Annotated in this window: 16 protein-coding genes; 6 read left to right on the plus strand and 10 right to left on the minus strand. The window is 69.3% G+C overall.

Translation table 11 applies throughout. The features are described 5' to 3' along the window. Positions 1 to 18: 18 nt before the first annotated feature. The 4 genes from ABZ345_RS01405 to mmuM all read left to right on the plus strand — a co-directional run bounded on the left by ABZ345_RS01405 (position 19) and on the right by mmuM (position 6350). Positions 19 to 1782, plus strand: a complete 1764-nt coding sequence (locus ABZ345_RS01405) for a glycoside hydrolase family 6 protein (protein WP_359841732.1) — start codon at positions 19 to 21, stop codon at positions 1780 to 1782. 17 nt (positions 1783 to 1799) lie between these two features. Beyond that, a complete protein-coding gene (locus tag ABZ345_RS01410) occupies positions 1800 to 4181 on the plus strand; it encodes an endo-1,4-beta-xylanase (protein ID WP_359841734.1) in 2382 nt (793 codons plus the stop codon). Positions 4182 to 4420: 239 nt separating this feature from the next. After that, complete coding sequence (locus tag ABZ345_RS01415) at positions 4421 to 5455, plus strand: LacI family DNA-binding transcriptional regulator (protein ID WP_359841736.1); 1035 nt, start codon at positions 4421 to 4423, stop codon at positions 5453 to 5455. A gap of 16 nt (positions 5456 to 5471) precedes the next feature. Continuing rightward, positions 5472 to 6350, plus strand: a complete 879-nt coding sequence (mmuM, locus tag ABZ345_RS01420; RefSeq protein WP_359841738.1) for a homocysteine S-methyltransferase — start codon at positions 5472 to 5474, stop codon at positions 6348 to 6350. Here mmuM and ABZ345_RS01425 read toward each other — a convergent pair. After that, positions 6347 to 7069: a cellulose binding domain-containing protein gene (locus ABZ345_RS01425; protein ID WP_359841740.1), complete on the minus strand. Its 723-nt coding sequence runs from the start codon at positions 7067 to 7069 to the stop codon at positions 6347 to 6349. The genes mmuM and ABZ345_RS01425 overlap by 4 nt on opposite strands. Positions 7070 to 7103: 34 nt before the next feature. On the opposite strand from ABZ345_RS01425, the gene ABZ345_RS01430 reads away from it, so the two are divergent. Then, positions 7104 to 7271 carry a hypothetical protein gene (locus ABZ345_RS01430; RefSeq protein ID WP_359841742.1) on the plus strand — a complete coding sequence of 56 codons (168 nt, stop codon included), beginning with the start codon at positions 7104 to 7106 and terminating at the stop codon, positions 7269 to 7271. A gap of 150 nt (positions 7272 to 7421) precedes the next feature. On the opposite strand, the gene ABZ345_RS01435 is transcribed toward ABZ345_RS01430, so the two are convergent. From ABZ345_RS01435 to ABZ345_RS01455, 5 genes are all read right to left on the minus strand, one after another. Continuing rightward, positions 7422 to 10514, minus strand: a complete 3093-nt coding sequence (locus ABZ345_RS01435; RefSeq protein ID WP_359841744.1) for a family 43 glycosylhydrolase — start codon at positions 10512 to 10514, stop codon at positions 7422 to 7424. Between the two features lie 32 nt (positions 10515 to 10546). Further along, positions 10547 to 11761 carry a multiple monosaccharide ABC transporter permease gene (mmsB, locus tag ABZ345_RS01440; protein ID WP_359841746.1) on the minus strand — a complete coding sequence of 405 codons (1215 nt, stop codon included), beginning with the start codon at positions 11759 to 11761 and terminating at the stop codon, positions 10547 to 10549. Next, positions 11758 to 13284, minus strand: coding sequence for a multiple monosaccharide ABC transporter ATP-binding protein (gene mmsA / locus ABZ345_RS01445; protein WP_359841748.1), 1527 nt, complete (start codon positions 13282 to 13284; stop codon positions 11758 to 11760). The genes mmsB and mmsA overlap by 4 nt, the downstream gene beginning before the upstream one ends. A gap of 5 nt (positions 13285 to 13289) precedes the next feature. Then, entirely contained in the window at positions 13290 to 14372 is a 1083-nt protein-coding gene (gene chvE, locus ABZ345_RS01450; RefSeq protein ID WP_359841750.1) for a multiple monosaccharide ABC transporter substrate-binding protein, read from the minus strand. Between the two features lie 217 nt (positions 14373 to 14589). Further along, the gene (locus tag ABZ345_RS01455; protein ID WP_359841752.1) at positions 14590 to 15540 is read right to left on the minus strand and encodes an alpha/beta hydrolase; all 951 of its coding nucleotides are present in this window, start codon (positions 15538 to 15540) and stop codon (positions 14590 to 14592) included. A gap of 99 nt (positions 15541 to 15639) precedes the next feature. Here ABZ345_RS01455 and ABZ345_RS01460 point away from each other — a divergent pair, with 99 nt between their 5' ends. Further along, entirely contained in the window at positions 15640 to 16623 is a 984-nt protein-coding gene (locus ABZ345_RS01460; RefSeq protein WP_359841754.1) for a helix-turn-helix domain-containing protein, read from the plus strand. On the opposite strand, the gene ABZ345_RS01465 is transcribed toward ABZ345_RS01460, so the two are convergent. The 4 genes from ABZ345_RS01465 to ABZ345_RS01480 are packed head-to-tail and all read right to left on the minus strand — an operon-like array spanning position 16571 to position 19785. Further along, positions 16571 to 17722 (minus strand): FAD-dependent oxidoreductase, encoded by a 1152-nt coding sequence (locus tag ABZ345_RS01465; RefSeq protein ID WP_359841756.1) that lies wholly within the window; start codon positions 17720 to 17722, stop codon positions 16571 to 16573. The genes ABZ345_RS01460 and ABZ345_RS01465 overlap by 53 nt on opposite strands. Then, positions 17719 to 17913, minus strand: coding sequence for a ferredoxin (locus tag ABZ345_RS01470; protein ID WP_359841757.1), 195 nt, complete (start codon positions 17911 to 17913; stop codon positions 17719 to 17721). Before ABZ345_RS01470 ends, ABZ345_RS01465 begins: the two co-directional genes overlap by 4 nt. A gap of 14 nt (positions 17914 to 17927) precedes the next feature. Continuing rightward, on the minus strand, positions 17928 to 18581 hold the full coding sequence (locus tag ABZ345_RS01475) for a TetR/AcrR family transcriptional regulator (protein WP_359841759.1): 654 nt from the start codon (positions 18579 to 18581) through the stop codon (positions 17928 to 17930). Positions 18582 to 18585: 4 nt separating this feature from the next. Further along, entirely contained in the window at positions 18586 to 19785 is a 1200-nt protein-coding gene (locus ABZ345_RS01480; protein ID WP_359841761.1) for a cytochrome P450, read from the minus strand. Positions 19786 to 19858 lie beyond the last annotated feature (73 nt).

The raw sequence follows: 19858 nt of genomic DNA on the forward strand, positions 1-19858 counted from the left end.
AGAAGGAGATCCGGGACAATGTCGTTCCTTCGAACCTTCAACGGTCGAAGGCGGTGGGCCGCGACGGGAGTCGTGGTCGCCACCGCCGTCGCCACCGCGGGCATCGCGCTGAGCGCGCCTCCCGCCGGCGCCGCACCCGGCTGCCGTGTCGACTACACCGCGACCAACTGGGGCGGTGGTGGCTTCGGCGGCAAGGTGAAGATCACCAACCTCGGCGACGCCATGACGTCGTGGACGCTGAAGTTCGCCTTCCCCGGCACGCAGAAGGTGACCCAGGGCTGGAGCGCGAACTGGTCGCAGTCCGGCGCGAACGTCACCGCGACGAGCATGTCGTGGAACGGCAACCTCGGCACCGGCGCGGCGACCGAGATCGGCTTCAACGGCAGCTACACCGGTTCTACCAACGTGGATCCTTCGTCGTTCTCGTTGAACGGCACGGTCTGCACGGGCCAACAACCGCCGACCTCGACGACCACCACCACAACGGTCACCACGACGACGACCACGGGCAACCCGCCGAATCCCGGCAACCGCGTGGACAACCCGTACGCGGGCGCCAAGGTCTACGTGAACGCGGACTGGTCGGCCAAGGCCGCCGCGGAACCAGGCGGGTCCCGGATCGCGAACCAGCCCACTGGCGTGTGGCTGGACCGGATCGCGGCGATCACCGGCACCACCGGCGCGCGCGGGCTGGCGGCGCACCTCGACGACGCGGTGCGCCAGGCGGCGGGTTCACCGCTCGTCATCCAGCTGGTGATCTACAACCTGCCCGGCCGGGACTGTTCGGCGCTCGCGTCCAACGGTGAGCTCGGCCCGACGCAGATCGACAGGTACAAGACGGAGTACATCGACCCGATCGCGGCGATCCTCGCCAGGCCCGCCTACAAGGACCTGCGGATCGTCAACGTGGTCGAGATCGACTCGCTGCCGAACCTGATCACCAACGTCACGCCGCGGCCGACCTACACGCCGCAGTGCGACGTGATGAAGGCCAACGGCAACTACATCACCGGTGTCGGCTACGCGCTCAACAAGCTCGGCGCGGTGCCGAACGTCTACAACTACCTCGACATCGGCCACCACGGCTGGCTGGGCTGGGACGACAACTTCGGGCCGACGGCCGAGCTGTTGTTCCAGGCGGCCAACGCCCAGGGCAGCACCAAGGCGAACGTGCACGGCTTCATCGCCAACACCGCGAACTACGGCATCCTCAAGGAGCTGTACTTCAAGATCGACGACAACATCAACGGCGAAGTGGTGCGCGAGAAGGCCAAGTGGGTCGACTGGAACCGCTACATCGACGAGCTCGGCTACGCGCAGGCGTTCCGGCAGCGCGCGGTCCAGGCGGGCTTCGACGCCGGGGTCGGCATGCTGATCGACACCAGCCGCAACGGCTGGGGTGGCGCCGCACGCCCGACCGGACCCGGCCCGCGCACGTCGGCGGACGCGTACGTCAACGGCGGCAGGCTCGACCGGCGCATCCACCTCGGCAACTGGTGCAACCAGTCCGGTGCCGGACTCGGTGAGCGCCCGAAGGCCGCGCCGGAAGCGGGCATCGACGCCTACGTGTGGATCAAGCCGCCGGGCGAGTCCGACGGCGCCAGCAAGGAGATCCCGAACAACGAGGGCAAGGGTTTCGACCGGATGTGCGACCCGACGTACACCGGAAACCCGCGCAACGGCAACAGCATGTCCGGCGCGCTGGGTGACGCCCCGCTCTCCGGTCACTGGTTCTCCGCTCAGTTCCAGGAGCTCATGCGCAACGCCTACCCGGCCCTCTAGAAAGGACAGACGCGCACATGAAACGCCTCTTCTGTGCGCTGGTCCTGTTGTTGTCGGCCGTCGTCGCCACCCCGGCGGCGACGGCGGCCGGCGACGGATACTGGCACACCAGCGGAGCACGGCTGCTCGACTCCGCTGGTGCGCCGGTGCGCATGACCGGCATCAACTGGTTCGGACTGGAAACCGACACCTACAGCCCGCACGGCCTCTGGGCGCGCAACTACCGCGAGATGCTCGACCAGATGAAGTCGTTGCGCTACAACGTGGTTCGTCTCCCGTACGCCTCACAGCTGTTCGACTCGGTCACTCCGAACGGCATCGACTTCGCGAAGAACCCGGATCTCGCCGGGCTGTCCGGAGTCCAGGTCATGGACAAGATCGTCGAGCACGCGGGCCGGATCGGCCTGAAGATCGTCCTCGACCGGCATCGGCCGGGCTCCGCCGGCCAGTCGGCGCTCTGGTACACCGACGCGTATCCGGAATCGCGGTGGATCAACGACTGGGTGATGCTGGCGCGCAGGTACGCCGGCAACGCCACGGTGATCGGCGCGGACCTGCACAACGAGCCGCACGACCCGGCGTGCTGGGGCTGCGGGGACGTGTCCAGGGACTGGCGGCTGGCCGCCGAACGCGCGGGCAACGCCGTGCTGGCGGCGAACCCGAACTGGCTGATCATCGTCGAGGGCGTCAGCGGCGACTACTGGTGGGGCGGCAACCTGCAGGGCGCGGCGGCGGCGCCCGTGCGGTTGAACGTGGCCAACCGGCTCGTCTACTCGGCGCACGACTACGCGACCTCGGTCTACGAGCAGTCGTGGTTCAAGGATCCGGCGTTCCCGTCGAACCTGGCGGGGATCTGGGACCGCAACTGGGGTTACCTGGTGAAGAACGGCGTCGCGCCGGTGTGGCTCGGTGAGTTCGGCACCACGCTTCAGGACTCGCGTGACCGGGTGTGGCTGAAGACGTTGCTGGAGTACCTGAACAACGGCTTCAGCTTCGCGTTCTGGTCGTGGAACCCCAACTCCGGGGACACCGGCGGGATCCTGAACGACGACTGGACCACGGTGAACACGACGAAGCAGGCCTATCTCGACCCGTACCTGGGTGGTTCGCCACCAGGGCCGGGACCGGGGCCTGAGCCGTCGGGGCCGTGCAAGGTGGCCTACAGCGTGGCGAACGACTGGGGTTCTGGGTTCACGGGCGCCGTGTCCATCACGAACACCGGCACCGCGCCGATCAACGGCTGGACACTGACGTTCGCCTTCCCCGGCAACCAGAAGATCTCCAACGGCTGGAACGCGACGTGGTCGCAGACCTCGGCAACAGCGCTGGACTGGAACCGGACCATCGCGCCCGGCGCGACCCTGTCGGGGCTCGGGTTCAACGCCACCTACAGCGGCGCCAACAGCCCACCGCCCGAGTTCCGGCTCAACGGGCAGCTGTGCAACGCGCCGTCGTCCGGTACCAGGCCGTTGCGGGAACTGGCCGCTGCCAGAGGGAAGTACTTCGGCAGCGCGATGACCGTGTCCGAGCTGGAGGACACGCAGAACCGTGAGCTGACCGCACGCGAGGCAGGTGTCATCACTGTTGGCAACGAGCTGAAGTGGGACGCCACCGAGCCCTCTCGCGGGCAGTTCACGTTCACCGGCGGCGACCGGATCTGGGCGGGTGCGGTCGCCGCCGGCCAACGCGTGCGCGGGCACACCCTGGTGTGGCACAACCAGACCCCGCAGTGGGTGCAGGACCTGCCGGCTTCCGAGTTGCGGCAGGCGATGCTGGACCACATCCGCGAGGTCGCGGGGCACTACCGCGGCAAGGTGTTCGCCTGGGACGTCGTGAACGAGGCGTTCGAGGACAACGGCACGCGCCGGCAGTCGTTCTGGCAGCAGAAGCTCGGCGACGGCTACCTCGCGGAGGCGTTCCGCGCCGCTCGTGCCGCCGACCCGGACGCCAAGCTGTACTACAACGACTACAACACCGACGGGCTCGGCGCCAAGAGCGACGCCGTGTACGAGCTGGTGCGGTCGTTCAAGCAGCAGGGCGTGCCGATCGACGGCGTCGGGTTCCAGGGGCATCTGCTCCTGGGCGGCGTGCCGTCGTCGCTGCGGCAGAACCTGCAGCGGTTCGCGGATCTCGGTGTGGACGTCGCGGTCACCGAGCTCGACGTGCGGATGACGCTGCCCGCGGACTCCGCGAAGCTCACGACCCAGGCCTCCGACTACGCGGCGGTGGCCAGGGCCTGCCTCGCGGTGACCCGGTGCGTGGGGATGACCACCTGGTCGCTGTCCGACAAGCACTCGTGGATCCCGTCGGTCTTCCCCGGCCAGGGGGCGGCGCTGCCGTTCGACGAGTCCTTCGCCCCGAAACCCGCCTACCGGGCACTGGCCGCCGCCTTCGAGTGATCTTCACATGTGAACGTGCTCACGCTCTGCGCCGATCTGCTGTATGGCGCGGAGCGTGACCGTGAAACTGCACTGAGCTGCAGGAAGCTTCTGTTGTGGAAGTTCCCAGACGACACGATTCGTCTGGACCACGTTTCGCAAACAATGTTAACGCGAACATTACCCTTGAGTTCACCTGATCGTGCTCCCTATCGTGTCGGGAACGCATCGGGTGATGTGGGTTCGCGAGAGGGGTCGGTGTGGTCACCATCGCGGACGTCGCACGGCACGCGGGTGTCGCTCCGAGCACGGTTTCCTACGTGCTCACGGGCAAGCGGTCGATCTCGGCCGACACCAAGTCGAGAGTGCGCGAGAGCATCAGGGCGCTCGGATACCTCCCGCACGCGGGAGAGCGCTCTCTGAGTGCGAGCAGGTCGAACGTGATCGGGCTGGTGCTGCCGTTGCGCACCGGTCTCCACCTCCCGGTGATGATGCGGTTCGTCGCGGCCGCCGTGACGGCCGCCCGCAGGCACGACATGGACGTGCTGCTGATGACCGCGCAGGACGGTGCTCCCGGCCTGCGCAGGGCAGCGGACGGCGCGCAGGCCGACGGTTTCCTGGTGCTGGACGTCGAGATGGACGACGACCGCGTGCCGGTGCTGCGCGACATGGCGAAGCCGTCCGTCCTCATCGGACATCCTGCTGAGACGAAGGGCCTGACCTGTGTGGACCTCGACTTCGAGGCCGCCGGGGCCAAGTGCGTCGACCACCTGGCCGACCTGGGCCACCGCTCGATCGGCTTCCTCGGGGCACCGAGCGCCGTCTACCGCCGCAACACGGGCTTCGCGCATCGGGCGATGGCGGGGTTCAGCGCGGCCGCCATGCGCCGCGGCATCGCCACCACGGCCATGCCCGCGGAGGAGGACTACGAGTCGGTGCTCAGGTCCACCCAGGCCCTGATCCGCGCGCACCCGGCGATGACCGCCCTGGTCGTGCACAACGACGCGGCGCTGGGCTGGGTGAGCTCGTGCCTGCGCGCGTCCGGCCGGAAGGTGCCGGGCGACGTCGCCGTGGTCGCCATCTGTCCCGACGAGATCGCCGAACAGGTGACGCCCCCGCTGACGTCCGTGCGCCTACCGGTGGACGAACTCGGCCGGCACGCAGTGGAGCTCCTGGTGGGCAAGCTGGAGGGCCGCGCGGTGCCACCGCTGCTGTTGCTGCCACCCCGCCTCTCCCGCCGGATCAGCACCCCGGAGCTGGCGTCTGCGCGGTACGGGGCGGCCTCCTCCGGCTGACCGTAGAATCGCCGGCGTGGAACTGACGAATGCCTTGGCGCACAGGGTGGTCGTGCTAGACGGCGGCCTGTCGACGGCACTGGAGCTGGCCGGGCACGACCTGTCCGACGCGCTGTGGTCGGGCAGGCTCCTGCTCACCGACCCCGGCGCGGTGCGCGACGCCCACCTGGCCTTCTACCGGGCGGGCGCCGAGGTCGCCATCACGTCGAGCTACCAGGTGACCTTCGAGGGGTTCGCCCGCAACGGCATCGGCGCGGACGAGACCGCGCGGCTGCTGCGCTCCAGTGTCGCCCTCGCGCGGTCCGCTGCCTCCGATGTGGACGGTCAGCGCTGGGTCGCGGCCTCGGTCGGACCGTACGGCGCGATGCTCGCGGACGGGTCGGAGTACCGCGGCCGCTACGGGCTGACCCAGCAGCAGCTGGTCGAGTTCCACCGTCCTCGCATCGAGGAGCTGGCTCAGGCCGGGCCGGACGTGCTCGCCGTCGAGACCATTCCGGACGTAGACGAGGCCTTGGCCGTGCTCGACGTGGTGCGGGGTAGCGGCGTGCCGATGTGGCTCTCCTACAGCATTCGCGGCTCTCAGACGTGTGCCGGCCAGTCGCTGGAGGAGGCGTTCGCGGTGGCCGCGGGCGTGTCCGAGGTGGTCGCTGTCGGCGCGAACTGCTGTGCGCCTTCGGACGTCGCTCACGCGGTCGCGGTTGCTCGAGATGTGACCGGGCTGCCTGTGGTGGTGTATCCGAACAGCGGCGAGGAGTGGGACGCGCGGGAGCGGGCGTGGACCGGTGACGGCACGGGGTTCGCGGCGCTGGCGGGGGAGTGGACGGAGCGTGGCGCCCGGCTGGTCGGCGGGTGCTGCCGGACCGGACCGGACGCCATCGAGGTGCTGGCTCGCTAGCCGACTGAACAGGCCTTCCCGCTCAGCGTGAACGCGGTCGGCGGGTCGTTCGGGCCTGCCTTGCCGGCGTTGAACCGCAGCGACACCTGGCCGCCGGCGGGGATCGCGCTGCCGTTCTGGCTCACCGCGAGCACGTCGGCCCCGTGCTGGTGGGCGTTCATGCCCCACGTCTCCCTGATCCGCTGGCCGCTCGGGAACCGCCAGGTCAGGTTCCAGCGCTCGAACGGCTTGCGGGTGTTGTTGCGGACGATCAGCTCGGTGTGGAAGCCGTCGGCCCATTCCTTGGCCACGCGGTAGGTGACGGCGCAGTCCTTCTGCGGGACAGGCGCAGGAGTGGTGGTGGTCGGGGCAGGCGGTGGTGGCGGAGGTGGAGGTGGAGGCAAAGGAGTGGTGTCCTGGCCCTCGCACGGCGGTCCCCACAGGCCCAGGCCCGCCTTGGCGGCGGCCTTCTCCGGCTCGGTGAGGACCGGGTCGTCCTTCTCGGCGCGCGCGGCACCCCGGCTCACCGCGAGGGTGGCGAAGTCGGCGTTGTCGGGGGTGTCGGCCAGGCGCACGGTGATCGCCGCCTCCGAGGCGCGGCTGTAGCGCACCGGCTTGCCGAGCAACGTGTCCCTGGCGAACTGAGTAGACGCCGCCTGCCAGCACTCGGCCGGCGCGGCCAGGCCGAGCACCCGTGCCTTCAGGCCGTTGGACAGCACCAGGGTCCTGCCGTCGGCCACGTCCTCGACCGTCTCGGGCGGCGGCGGGAGGACCGTGACGTTCTGGGGTGAAGTGGGCGGGGTGGCCGAAGGCGGCGGGGCGGAGGAGGGTTCCGCCGAGCTCGTGGCGCACGCGGCGGCCACGAGGAGTACGGCGAAGGGCGTGTACATGATCGGCCGGTGGTGGTCGAACGGTCTCAAGGATCCCCCGGTGCTGTGCTGATCGCGCCGTGTCCCACAGGCGGCTCGGCGGGCAGCGTACGACCACGCGGCGGGGTGCGGGAAGCGCTTTCCCAGCCGCGGAAACGAGTTGTGACAATGAAACGGGGCGTTCGACGCCGTTCGAGTCGAACGGCGTCGAACAGGAACCGGATCAGTCGAACCAGGCCCGGCAGTGCTGCGGCCGGATCCGTTGCGCGGGCACGCTTTCCAGGGTCGGTTCGACCGGTGCGATCGTGCCGTCGCGGTTGAACCTCATCCCGTCGATCGTGGTCTCGCGGTGCGTCCCGTCCCCGCCGGGGATGGCGAAGCGGTGGTACACCAGGTACCAGTCGTCGGTGCCGGGCACCTGCAGCATCGAGCTGTGGCCGGTGCCGAGGACGCCGAGCTTCGGGTCCTTGCGCAGGATCAGCCCGTGGTTGGTGAACGGGCCGAGCGGGCTCGGCGCCGTCGCGTAGCCGACGCGGTAGTCCTCGCTGCGGGTGTCGTCGATCGACCAGCTGAGGTAGTAGGTCCCGTTGCGCTGCACCATGAACAGGCCCTCGCGGAACCCGTCCAGCCCGGTCAGCCGGGTGATCCGGGTCGGGTCGAACGAGACCATGTCGGCGTTCAGCGGCACGACGTAGGCCTCGCCGTTGCCCCAGTACAGGTAGGCCTGGCCGGACTTGTCGATGAACACCGCCGGGTCGATCGCCTGGCCGCCACCGGGATTCCGGTCCACCAGCGGCTTGCCCGAGTCGACGAACGGGCCGGTCGGCGAGTTCGACACCGCGACACCGATCTTGGCGTCGGCGCAGAAGTAGAAGTAGTACTTCCCGTTGCGCTCGGTGATCGTCGGCGCCCAGGCCCGGCTGTCCGCCCAGCTGACGTCGGGGCCGAGGTCGAGGATGACGCCCTCGTTCTTCCAGTCGACGAGGTTCTTCGACGACCACGCGGAGAACTTGGTGCCGCTCCAGCCGTCGAACCCGTCGGTGGTCGCGTAGATGTAGTAGGTGTCCCCGAACGCCACGATGTTCGGGTCGGCGTTGAAGCCCGGCAGCACGGGGCTGCGCATCTCGTGGGCCTCGACCGTCCACTCACGACGGTCACCGGACGCGTTGGTGACCGTGAACTTCTTCGGCTTGCGCAGATCGACCGTGCCACCGGGCGTGATCTTCGAGCCGGGCGCGAGACCGAACTTCGGGGAGAGCCTGCGCAGGTCGGTGCCGGGCTTGACCGGCAGCACCACCGTGCCGGCCGCGGAGTCGATCACGGCCGGTGCCTTGAGCGACGCCAGCTCGACCGAGCTGATCACCGTGCTGTTCGACGGCAGCCCGGCGACCTCCGCACCCGACAGGGCGCGGTTGTAGAGCCGGACGTCCTTCATCCTGCCGACGAGGTTCCTGTCCCCGGCGTAGACCGAGCGGCCCAGGTAGTTCGCCGCCGTGACGCCACCGCCGATGTCGGACGGCTTGATGGTCGCGTTCACGTTCCGCGCCACCTCGGCACCGTCGAGGTAGAGCACCTCGACGCCGTTGCCGACGGTCAGCGTGACGTTCTTCCAGACACCGCGCGGCAGGGTGCGCCCGGAGTTCACGCCCTGCTCGGTGGTCCAGTTCCCGGTCGCGATCGCGCCGCGGTAGGTGTCACCGGTGCTGAACAGATAGCCCTTGCCGACCCCGTCCGGCGCGGTGTTGCCGAACCCGTAGAGGAAGTACGGCGTCTGCTGCCCCGGATCCACCCACACGTCGGCGGACACGGTGACCGCGGCAGCCCCGGTGAGCATGTTGTTCGGCAGCTGGACGTGCCCGCCGGTCAGCGACAGCGCCCCGCCGGACCACGACGTGCTGCCCGCGAGCACGCCGTCGTAGCCGTGGCCGGTCGCGTCCGCGGCGACCGTCCCGGACGTGGCGTTGAGCGGCCAGTGCGCGACGAGGCCCTTGGCGTCGGCCTTCACCGGTGCCGGGGGAGCGGTGAGCCGGTTCAGCTCGGCCTGCGTGACCGGCAGAACCGTGCCGTGGCGCGGGGAAGCGGGCAGGTGCGCGCCGGTCGACATGGTCCACTTGCCGGACGCGAGGTCGGTCGTCTCGAACGGCACGTAGCCGCGGCCGCCGAACTCGTCGATGAACAGGTACCACTTGTTCTCGGTGTTGGACTTGAAGCCCGTCGGCCCCTCACCCGCGGAGAGCCCTGGGCTGGTCGAGGTGGCCTTGCCGATGCACTCAGCCACGAAGTCGTACTTGGGGTTGAGCAGGTCGGCCGACTTCTCCGCCGTGATGAACTTGCTGCACGGCGTGCTCGACGTGTTGTTCCGCTCGTCCTTGGTGTAGCGGTAGTAGGTGCCGCCGTTCTCGATGATCGTCGAGTCGATCACGGAGTAACCGGGGTCGATCCACACCTTCGCCGGGCTGAACGTGACGAAGTCGCGCGTGGTCGCGTACATCATCCGGTTGTAGGTGTCGCCGGTGTGGCCGGGATCGTTGTCCGCGAAGAGCTTCGAGGCCCAGTAGACGACGTACGTGCCGCGTTTGGCGTCCCAGAACGCTTCCGGCGCCCAGGTGTTGCCCGCGGTCGGCGGTGACACCTGGACGCTGCGCTGGCGTGACCAGTGCGAGAGGTCCGTGGACTCCCACACCATGATCGACCGGCTGCCGTGGCGCTGCGCCGCGTCCCACCCGTTGCCGCCGTTGATCTTCAGATCCGTGGCCAGCAGGAAGAACTTGTCCCCCTCGGGGGAGCGCAGGATGAACGGGTCGCGCACGCCCAGCTCACCGAGGCTCGACTTGAGGATCGGCTGGCCGTTGTTGACCTCGGCGAAGTCCAGCGGGTTGTTGCCCTTGCTGGCGGCGGCGTAGATCTGCTCGCCGTTCGGGCTGCCCTCGCCGGTGAAGTAGAAGAAGCCGTAGCCCGACAACGGTTCCTTGGCGGGCAGGGGCGCCACCGTGGCCGTCAGCTTCCGGGTCGTGCTCTGGTACCCGCGGCTCACCTTGGCGGTCAGCACGACCTTCGCGGGCTTCGCCCCGGTGGCGGGCCTGGTGACCTCACCGGTCGGGGTGATCACCGACCGGTTCGACGACGTCCACGCGATGGTGGTGTCGCCGGTTCCGGTGGTGGGCAGGGTCAGGTGCCCGCGAACATCGTCGATGTTCGCCACGGACAGCGCGTCGGCGGCGCTCTTCACCACCGACTCGGCCGCACTGGCGGGAACAGGGACCAGTGCGGCCGCAACCGCTACGACGACGCCGAGGCGACGCAGGGATAACAACATCGTTGTTGTCTGCCTTCCGAGATGAAAAGAGGTCAGGCCCTTCTCTTGGTCCACACGTCGTAGGCGACCGCCGCGAGCAGGACCAAACCCTTCACGAGCATCACGCGCTCGCTGGGCGCGCCGATCAGCGACATCCCGTTGTTGATCACGCCCATGATCAGGCCGCCGGTGATCGCGCCGATGACCTTGCCGACGCCGCCCTGGACCGCCGCGCCACCGATGAAGGCCGCCGCGATCGCGTCGAGCTCGAACGCCGTGCCCGCGGTCGGGCCGGCCTGGTTGAGGCGTCCCGCGAAGATGACGCCCGCGAGCGCGGCCAGCGCGCCCATGTTCACGAACACCCAGAACGTGACGGCCTTGACCTTCACGCCGGACAGCGTGGCGGCCTGCAGGTTGCCGCCGATCGAGTAGATGTGCCGTCCGAACACGGAGTTGTTGGCCATCAGCGAATAACCGAGAGCCAGCGCCGCGAGCAGCACCAGCACCCACGGCAGGTTGCGGAACCGGGCCAGCTGCACCACGACGGCCAGCACGACGACCCCGGCACCGACGATCTTCAGCACGAACACCGGCATCGGGTCGACGGTCTGGCCGTAGCCGAGACGCGCGGCCCGCTTGCGCCACTGCGACAACGCGAACCCGGCGATGCACGCGACCCCGGCCAGCAGGCTGACAAGGTCGGCGCCACCGAGCGGGCCGAGGCCGATGTTGCCGAGGTAGCCACCGGTGAAGCCGTTGGACAGCGACCGGATCTCGTCCGGGAACGGCCCGATGCCCTGGTTGCCCAGGGTCGTGAGCGTCAACGCGCGGAACACCAGCATGCCGGCCAGCGTCACGATGAACGCCGGGATGCCGAAGTAGGCGATCCAGTAGCCCTGCGCCGCACCGATGATCGCGCCCGCGAGCAGCGTCAGCAGCACCGCGACCGGCCAGGGGAGTCCCCATTGGACGGTCAGCACCGCGCAGATCGCGCCCGTCAACGCCACCGTCGAGCCCACCGACAGGTCGATGTGCCCGCCGATGATCACCAGGATCATGCCGATCGCGAGGATCAGCACGTACGAGTTCTGGACGATGATGTTCGAGATGTTCTGCGGTTGCAGCAGAGCACCGTCGGTGAGGAACGCGAAGAGCACCACGATGAGTGCGAACGCGACGTAGATGCCGGACTGCCGCAGGTTGATGGAGAACCGGCTCTGCGGAGCCGGCGGCGCGGTGACCGGGGTGGACGCGGTCTTCGTGGTCATGAGTTCTGTCCTCGGGTCATGTACTGCATAAGGCGTTCCTGCGTGGCCTCGGCGCGGTCCACCTCTCCGGTGATCCGGCCCTCGGACAGTGCGTAGATCCGGTCGCACAGGCCGAGCAGCTCCGGCAGTTCGGACGAGATCACGAGCACGGCTCTGCCCTGGGCGGCGAGGTCGTTGATGATCGAGTAGATCTCGTACTTCGCGCCGACGTCGATGCCGCGGGTGGGCTCGTCGAGGATCAGCACGTCCGGGTCGGTGAACATCCACTTGGCCAGCACGACCTTCTGCTGGTTGCCGCCGGACAGCGTGCCCACCTGGGTCGACACGGCCGGGGTGCGGATGCCCATCGAGCGGCGGAACCGTTCCGCGACCGAGTACTCCTCGTGCTCGTTCACCCAGCCGTTCTTGGCGAGCTTGCCGAGCGCCGCCGCGGAGACGTTGCGCTGCACGCCCTCGATCAGGTTGAGGCCGTAGCGCTTGCGGTCCTCGCTGACGTACGCGAGGCCGTGGCGGATGGCCGACCCGACGGTGCGGGTGTCGATCTCCACGCCGTCCTTGACGACCCGACCGGAGATGCCGACGCCGTAGGTGCGGCCGAACACGCTCATCGCGAGCTCGGTGCGGCCGGCGCCCATCAGCCCGGCGAGGCCGACGATCTCGCCGCGCCGGACCGTCAGCGTGGCGTTGTCGACGATCACGCGGTCGGGCTGGGCCGGGCTGTGCACCGTCCAGTTCTCGACGCGCAGCACCTCGTCACCGATGTCGGGGGTGCGCGGCGGGAACCGGTGCTCCAGGTCGCGGCCGACCATGCCCGCGATGATCCGGTCCTCGCTCAGGCCGGCCGCGGGAAGCGTCTCGATGGTCTCGCCGTCGCGCAGCACCGTGACGGTGTCGGCGATCCTGGTGACCTCGTTGAGCTTGTGGGAGATGATCACCGAGGTGATGCCGTCTTCCCTGAGCCCGTCGAGCAGGTCGAGCAGGTGCTGCGAGTCGTCGTCGTTCAACGCCGCCGTCGGCTCGTCCAGGATCAGCAGACTGACCTCTTTGGACAGTGCCTTGGCGATCTCGACGAGCTGCTGCTTGCCGACACCGAGGTCGTTGACGGGCGTAGTGGGGTTCTCCCGGAGCCCCACGCGGTCCAGCAACGCCTGCGCCTCGTGGTTGGTGCGGTTCCAGTCGATGAACCCGCGCCGCGCTCTTTCGTTGCCCAGGAACAGGTTCTCGGCCACCGAGAGCTGGCCGCACAGCGCCAGCTCCTGGTGGATGATCACGATGCCTTTGCGTTCGCTGTCGCGCACACCGTGGAACTCGCACGGCTCACCGTTGAAGACGATGTCGCCCTCGTAGGTGCCGTGGGGGTGGACGCCGGACAGCACCTTCATGAGCGTGGACTTGCCGGCGCCGTTCTCTCCGCAGATCGCGTGGATCTCACCGCGCCGCACGCTCAACGAGACGTCGTGCAGCGCGGTGACACCCGCGAACCTCTTGGTGATGCCGCGCATCGCCAGGATTTCGTCAGACACTTTTATTACCTGAGCTGGTCGGCGGTGTAGTAGCCGGAGTCGATCAGTTCCTTCTGGTAGTTGGCCTTGTCGACGGTGACCGGCTGCAGCAGGAACGACGGGACGACCTTGACGCCGTTGTCGTAGTCCTTGGTGTTGTTGACCTCGGGCTTGCCACCCTTGAGCACGGCGTCGGCCATCGTCACGGTGACCTCGGCGAGCTTGCGGGTGTCCTTGTGGATCGTCGAGTACTGCTCACCGGCGATGATCGACTTCACCGACGCGACCTCGGCGTCCTGCCCGGTCACGATGGGGTACGGCTGACCGGCCGTGCCGTAGCCGCTGCTCTTGAGCGCCGACAGGATGCCGATGGACAGGCCGTCGTAGGGGGAGAGCACGCCGTCGACCTTGGCACCGCCGTAGGTCGAGGTGAGCAGGTCCTCCATGCGCTTCTGCGCGGTGGCCGGGTCCCAGCGCAGGATCGCGACGGTCTTGAAGTCCTTCTGGCCGGACTTGATGTTCAGCTTGCCCTGGTCGATCAGCGGCTGCAGGACGGACATGGCGCCGTTGAAGAAGAACGTGGCGTTGTTGTCGTCCGGCGAACCCGCGAACAGCTCGATGTTGAACGGGCCTTCACCGCGCGTCTTCAGCCCGGCGAGCAACGAGGTCGCCTGCTCCACGCCGACCTTGAAGTTGTCGAACGTCGCGTAGTAGTCGACGTTCGGGCTCTTGCGGATCAGCCGGTCGTAGGCGACGACCGGGATCTTGGCGTCCGCGGCCTGCTGCAGCTGCGACGTGATCGCGGTGCCGTCGATCGAGGCGACGATCAGCAGCTTCGCCTTCTTGGTGATCTGGTTCTCGATCTGGTTCGCCTGAGTGGGGATGTCGTTCTCGGCGTACTGCAGGTCGACCTTGTAGCCCTTGGCCTCGAGGGCCTTCTTGATGTTGTCGCCGTCGTGGATCCACCGTTCCGACGACCGGGTCGGCATGGTCACGCCCACGAGCGCGCCGTCGCTCGAACCGCTCTGCTGGTCGACCGTCTTCTGTGCCGAACCGCAGGCCGTGAGGGTGAGCACCAACGCGGCGGCGGCGATGTGCGGGAGCTTCATAGGCGGCGAGTGTTATCGCTAACATCGCCGACGTCAAGGTTCCGTAACCACCCTGTGAACAAACGCTGTTAGCGCTCACAGGTAGGCCGTCCGGAGGCATGACGCCCGCCTCACGAGTGCTCACAGCCGGGATTCGGGCCGGTTCTCGCGGCTCCTCCAGCCTGGTGTTCGGGCCGGAGGAGCCGCGGGTGACCTGGTGACGGGTCGCGGGCCGGGTTCAGACCCGCAGGCCGTGGCGCAACGCCTCCAGCTCGTCGGCGGCCATCTTGCGGGTGATGGCGGCGCTCTCGACGAACGCGGAGCCGTGGAAGGTGGCGGGGTAGAGGCGCAGGTCGGTGGGCACGCCGGCGTGGGCGAGGCGGCGGGCGTACTCGATGCCCTCGTCGCGCAGCGGGTCGTACTGGCACGTCGTGACGAACGCGGGTGGCAGGCCGGAGAGGTCGGTGGCGCGGGAGGGCGCGGCGTAGGGCGAGACGTCGTCGCCGCCCGGCTCGGTGCCGAGGTAGCTGGTCCAGCTGTAGATCGCGTTGGGGCGGTTCCACAGCGGGGTGTCGACGTAGTCGCGCATCGAGTCCGTGTCGAGGCGGTCGTCCAGCTCGGGGATGCCGAGGTACTGGAAGCAGAGCTCGGGGCCGCCCCGGTCGCGGGCCAGCAGGACGGTGCCCGCGGTGAGGCCGCCGCCCGCGCTCTCGCCGCCGATGCCGAGCCGAGTCGGGTCGATGCCCAGCTCCTCGGCCTTGGCCGCGGTCCACTGCAGCGCGGCGTAACAGTCCTCCACCGGTGCCGGGAACGGGTGTTCCGGTGCCAGCCGGTAGTCCACCGACACGATGACGATGCCCAGCTGGTCGGCCAGGCGCAGCACGTGTCCGTGGAACATGTCCAGGTCGCCGAGCACGAACCCGCCGCCGTGGATGTAGACCAGGCCCGGCACGGGATTCGTGAGGCCCGCCGGGGTGTAGACGCGCACCGGCACGTCGGGAGCGTCGGACGGACCAGGCACCGTGGTGTCGCGGACGTCGACGGGGTTCGCCGGCTCGTAGGCGGGCAGGAGGTCGCTCAGCTGGGACTGCCGCGAGCGCGCTTCCAGGAGGGCGTCGTAGTTCAGCAGGGTCACTCCCGGCAGCATGTCGAGCCAGGGGACGAGTTCGGCGTCGATGGCGTAGCTCATGAACTGAATCCTCGGCTCGGGGCGGCGGGGTGGGCAGCCGACACGTGGCGGGCAATCGTGGCGCCTGACCCGCCACGTGGCTGGGTCTATCGTGGCGGGATGAGAGGCCTGCTGCTCAGGTTGTCCGGGCTGGACGCCGACGCGGAGAGCGCGGTGCGGGTGATCGGCTTCTTCGATCGCCTCATCACCGAGCGCGCGGGCCTCGACACGCTGGTGCGCAGCACGGCCGAACTGGCCGGGTGCCCGGTCGGGCTGCACGCTCCGGGGCAGGGGTTGTGCCTGCGAGCCGATTCCGGGGATGCCGTGACCGCGGGCCCGGTGCCCGCCAAGGCCGTGGTCCGGTCGCTCGAGGGTGGCGTGGAGGTCTGGGTCGCGCGCGAAGGCAAGCCCGCGCCGCTCGACGACATGCTGCTGGAACGGTTCGCGATCGCCGCGGCCGTGCTGCTCGAGCACTCCAGCGTGCCGCTGCCGGAGCTCGGTGATCCCGCGCTGGTCGAGCTCGTGCTCTCCGACGGGGTCGGTACGGCGGAGCGGTCGCGGGCGCTGCACCTGCTCGGCATCGGCGCCACCACCCCGTTGCGCGTTCTGGCGGCGACCGGGGAGGTCGCCGGACGGTCGGTGGTGCTGGGGAACGTGCGGGCCGTGCTGACCACGGAGATCCCCGCGGCGGGCGGGCGGATGGGTGTGGGGCCGTCGCTGCCCGCCATCGACGCGGCACGGTCGTGGCACGCGGCGCGCATCGCCCTGCGGTACACATCGGACAGCGAACCGGTGGTGCGGTGGGAAGAGCTCGGCAGCCTCGCCCTGCTCGCCGAGCAGCTGGACCACTCCGACATCGCCGCGCTGCCCGACGTGAAAGCGCTCGACAAGGCCGATCCGGACCTGATCACCGCGCTCGAGGCGTTGTGCGCGACCGGGTCCGTCCGTCAGGCCGCGGCCGTGTTGCACCGGCACCACAGCACGATGACGGCGAGGCTGGCCAGGGCCGAGTCGATGCTCGGGTTCGAGCTCGACTCGGCGTCCGGACGGTTCAGGCTGCACCTGGCGTTGATGCTGCGACGGTTGCGCGACAACCCCGAGTGATCTCCTGGCGGTGCTGCCGCGCCTGCTTGGGCATGTTCCAGCCCAGCACACCGACCAGTTCGCCGTCGCGGTGGTAGCGCGCCACGAAACGACCGTCGGCCAGGCTTCCCTCGGCGATGGTCACGTCCGGGCCGATGAAGCCGTGGACGTGGATCTTCGCGTCGAACTGGTCGGTCCAGAAGTACGGCACCGGCGTGTAGGCCTGGTCGGCGCCGAGGATGGTGGCTGCCACGGCGATGCCCTGCTCGGTCGCGTTGGTGCGGTTCTCCAGCCGCACCATCCTGCCGAGCGTCTCGTGGTGCCAGCGGGCGACGTCTCCGGCGGCGTAGACGCCCTCGGCGGCACGGCAGCGCGAGTCGCACACGATGCCGTCGCCGAGCGTGAGCCCGCTGTCGCGCAACCAGTCCGTCGCCGGAGCGGAGCCGAACGCCACCACGACCACGTCGGCGGGCAGCACCTCGCCGGTCTCCAGCCGCACGCCGCCGGAGTCGACTTCGGTCACCGCCGCGCCGAGCCGCAACTCGACTCCCCGGGACGAGTGCAGATCGGCGAGCTGTCCGGCGACGAGCGACCCGAGCTGGAGTGCCATCGGGGCCTGCTGCGGTCCGGCCAGGGTGACCGCCACGCCCATCTGGCGAGCGGTCGCCGCGATCTCCGCGCCGAGCACACCGTCGCCGACCACGACCGCTCGTGCGCAACCCAGAAGGCTGTCCCGCAACGCCAGCGCGTCGTCGAGCGTGCGGAGCGTGGGCTGGCCCGGCAGTGTCCGCGGGCGAAGTCCCGTCGCCAGCACGATGTTGTCGGCTTTGAGCACGCGACCGGACGCCGTGTGCACGGCCCGTTCAGCGGTATCGAGGTGCACGGCCGGATCGCCGAGCACGAACTGAGCGTCGAGCGCGGTGAGTGCCTCCGCTGATCGCAGCTGGGCCTTCGCGGGCTCCCAGCTGCCCGACAGGACCTGTTTGGACAGTGGCGGCCGGTCGTACGGCAGGTGCGGCTCGGCACCGAGAATCGTCAGCGATCCGGTGTAACCCTTGCGGCGCAACGCCTCGGCCGTCGCGAGCCCGGCAGCGGACGCGCCGACGATCAGAGTGCTCACGAGCTCACCGCGATGGCGGCCGCGGGGCAGACGCTCGCGGCCTCCCGCACGAGCGAGTGCAGCTCGGCCGGCGGTTCGGCGTCCAGCAGCACGACGATGCCGTCCTCGTCGCGCTGGTCGAACACGTCGGGGGCGAGCAGCACGCACGTTCCGGCGCCGCAGCACTTGTCCTGGTCCACGGTGATCTTCACGTTCGAATGTCCTTCTAGGAGTCGGTGACCGGCGCCAGCCACAGGCCGGCGAGCGCGTCGACGAGGCCGTTCGCGGCGTCGTGCCAGCTGGCGCGCGGGGTCGGGGTGCCTTCCGCGAGGGCGAGCTCGCGTTCGGCGATCATGTGCACGAGCAGCTGCCTGGCCATGTCGAAGCGCTCCTGCCGCACCTCTTCGGGCAGGTCGGGCAGGCAGGCGTCCAGGCCGGCGAGCAGCCGCACCAGCGACGGCGACGACTGCGTCTCCTCGACGATGATCGGGCGCAGCGTCGGGTCGGTCATCACCTGGGCGCCGAAGCGGGCGAACCAGGTGGGGCTGCCGACCGCCGCCAGGTGCTCGGTGACGGGCCGCACCAGGCAGCCGATCCAGGACCGGACGTCTCCGGCGACGGCCTCGGCGACCATGCGCTGGCGGATCTCCTCGATCTGCGCCAGGTGCTTGCGGGCGATGGCGCGCACGAGGTCGGCCTTGGTGCCGAAGTGGTAGCCGACGGCCGTGTTGTTGCCCTGTCCGGCGGCCTCGCTGACCTGCCGGTTCGAGACGGCCAACACCCCGTGCTCGGCGAACAGGCGCTCGGCCGCGGTCAGGATCAGCTCGCGGGTGGCGTGCGCCCGCTCCGCCCGTGACGGGTTGTCGTCGACCTTGTTCATCAGTTCACCATCGCACCGGTAGTTCCACGAGCCCGCCCACGACGAGCCCCTCGACTCGACGTAGATCTTCCACCGGGACCGCCAGGTCCAGCGACGGGAGCTTGCGGAGCAGCACTTCCAGCACCACCTGCAGCTCGGTGCGGGCGAGCGGCTGACCCAGACAGGCGTGGGCTCCGGCGCCGAACGCCAGGTGCTGGTTGGGGGAGCGGCCCAGGTCCATCTCGGAGGCTCGCTCGAACGCGTCCTCGTCCCGGTTCGCCGCGGCCATGCTGCACATCGCGGTGGTGCCGCGCGGCAGGACGGTTCCGGCGATCTCGACGTCCTCGGTGATGTAGCGCGACATGCCGATGCCCGCGTTGGCGTCCAGCCGCAGCGCCTCCTCCACCGTGGTGCGCACGAGGGAGGGGTCGGCGAGGAGCTTCTCCCACAGGTGCCGGTCGGCCAGCAGCATCGCGACCATCTTGGTGATCATGTTGGCGGTCGTCTCGTGCCCCGCGATCAGCAACCCGATGCCGGTGGCGATCAGCAGCCGGTCGGACATCGGTTCCGGCTCGGCGAGGAGCGCGCTGAGCAGGTCCTCGCCGGGCTGCTCCCGCTTGGCCGCGATGTGCCCGGCCATGTACCGGCCGAAGTCCGCCTCAGCCGACCTCATCTCCTCGCCGGTGAAACGGGTCATGCTCAGCATCACGTCGGACCAGTGGGAGAACCGGTCCCGGTCGGCGTCGGGCACGCCGAGCATGTCGCAGATGACCCAGACGGGCAGCGGGAAACCGAGCGACGCCTTGAGGTCCGCGGGCCCGCCCTTCGCCACCATCTCGTCGATGAGCTGTTCGGTCATCGCCGCGATGCCCGGCCGCAGCGCGTTCATGCGCTTGGCGGTGAACCACTTGCCGATGCCGCGCCGCCAGACCAGGTGCCCCTCGCCCTCCTGGGGGATGGTCTCGGCCATGTCGCTGTTGAAGATGCCGCCGGAGTCGGAGTCCGAGAGACGGGCGCCGTCGCCCGGCATCGGCCTGGTGAAGCGCGGGTCGGACAGGATCTGCTTGACGTCCGCGTGCCGGGTGAGCAACGCGGCCTCGTCGCCACTGGCGAGCTTCACGTGCGCCACCGGGCATTTCGACCGCAGCTCAGCCCACTCGGCGGGTGGTTCGAGCGCCGCGTCCGGCTCGAACGGGAAACGCGGCAGTTCGTCTACTTCGGACATCCGGGACTTCCTTCGTGGTGGGCGCTGTCTCCTTTCCCACCGTGCCCCTTGGCTGGATTTAAGTCAAGCGACT

It is taken from the genome of Lentzea sp. NPDC005914, from assembly GCF_040629405.1.
GTDB lineage: Bacteria > Actinomycetota > Actinomycetes > Mycobacteriales > Pseudonocardiaceae > Lentzea.

Excerpts from the sequence above, each read along its gene's own strand:
- chvE (WP_359841750.1), bottom strand. The coding sequence starts at position 14,372 with ATGAAGCTCCCGCACATCGCCGCCGCCGCGTTGGTGCTCACCCTCACG.
- ABZ345_RS01410 (WP_359841734.1), top strand. The coding sequence starts at position 1,800 with ATGAAACGCCTCTTCTGTGCGCTGGTCCTGTTGTTGTCGGCCGTCGTC.
- ABZ345_RS01475 (WP_359841759.1), bottom strand. The coding sequence starts at position 18,581 with ATGAACAAGGTCGACGACAACCCGTCACGGGCGGAGCGGGCGCACGCC.
- ABZ345_RS01435 (WP_359841744.1), bottom strand. The coding sequence starts at position 10,514 with ATGTTGTTATCCCTGCGTCGCCTCGGCGTCGTCGTAGCGGTTGCGGCC.
- ABZ345_RS01480 (WP_359841761.1), bottom strand. The coding sequence starts at position 19,785 with ATGTCCGAAGTAGACGAACTGCCGCGTTTCCCGTTCGAGCCGGACGCG.
- ABZ345_RS01405 (WP_359841732.1), top strand. The coding sequence starts at position 19 with ATGTCGTTCCTTCGAACCTTCAACGGTCGAAGGCGGTGGGCCGCGACG.
- ABZ345_RS01455 (WP_359841752.1), bottom strand. The coding sequence starts at position 15,540 with ATGAGCTACGCCATCGACGCCGAACTCGTCCCCTGGCTCGACATGCTG.
- mmsB (WP_359841746.1), bottom strand. The coding sequence starts at position 11,761 with ATGACCACGAAGACCGCGTCCACCCCGGTCACCGCGCCGCCGGCTCCG.
- ABZ345_RS01460 (WP_359841754.1), top strand. The coding sequence starts at position 15,640 with ATGAGAGGCCTGCTGCTCAGGTTGTCCGGGCTGGACGCCGACGCGGAG.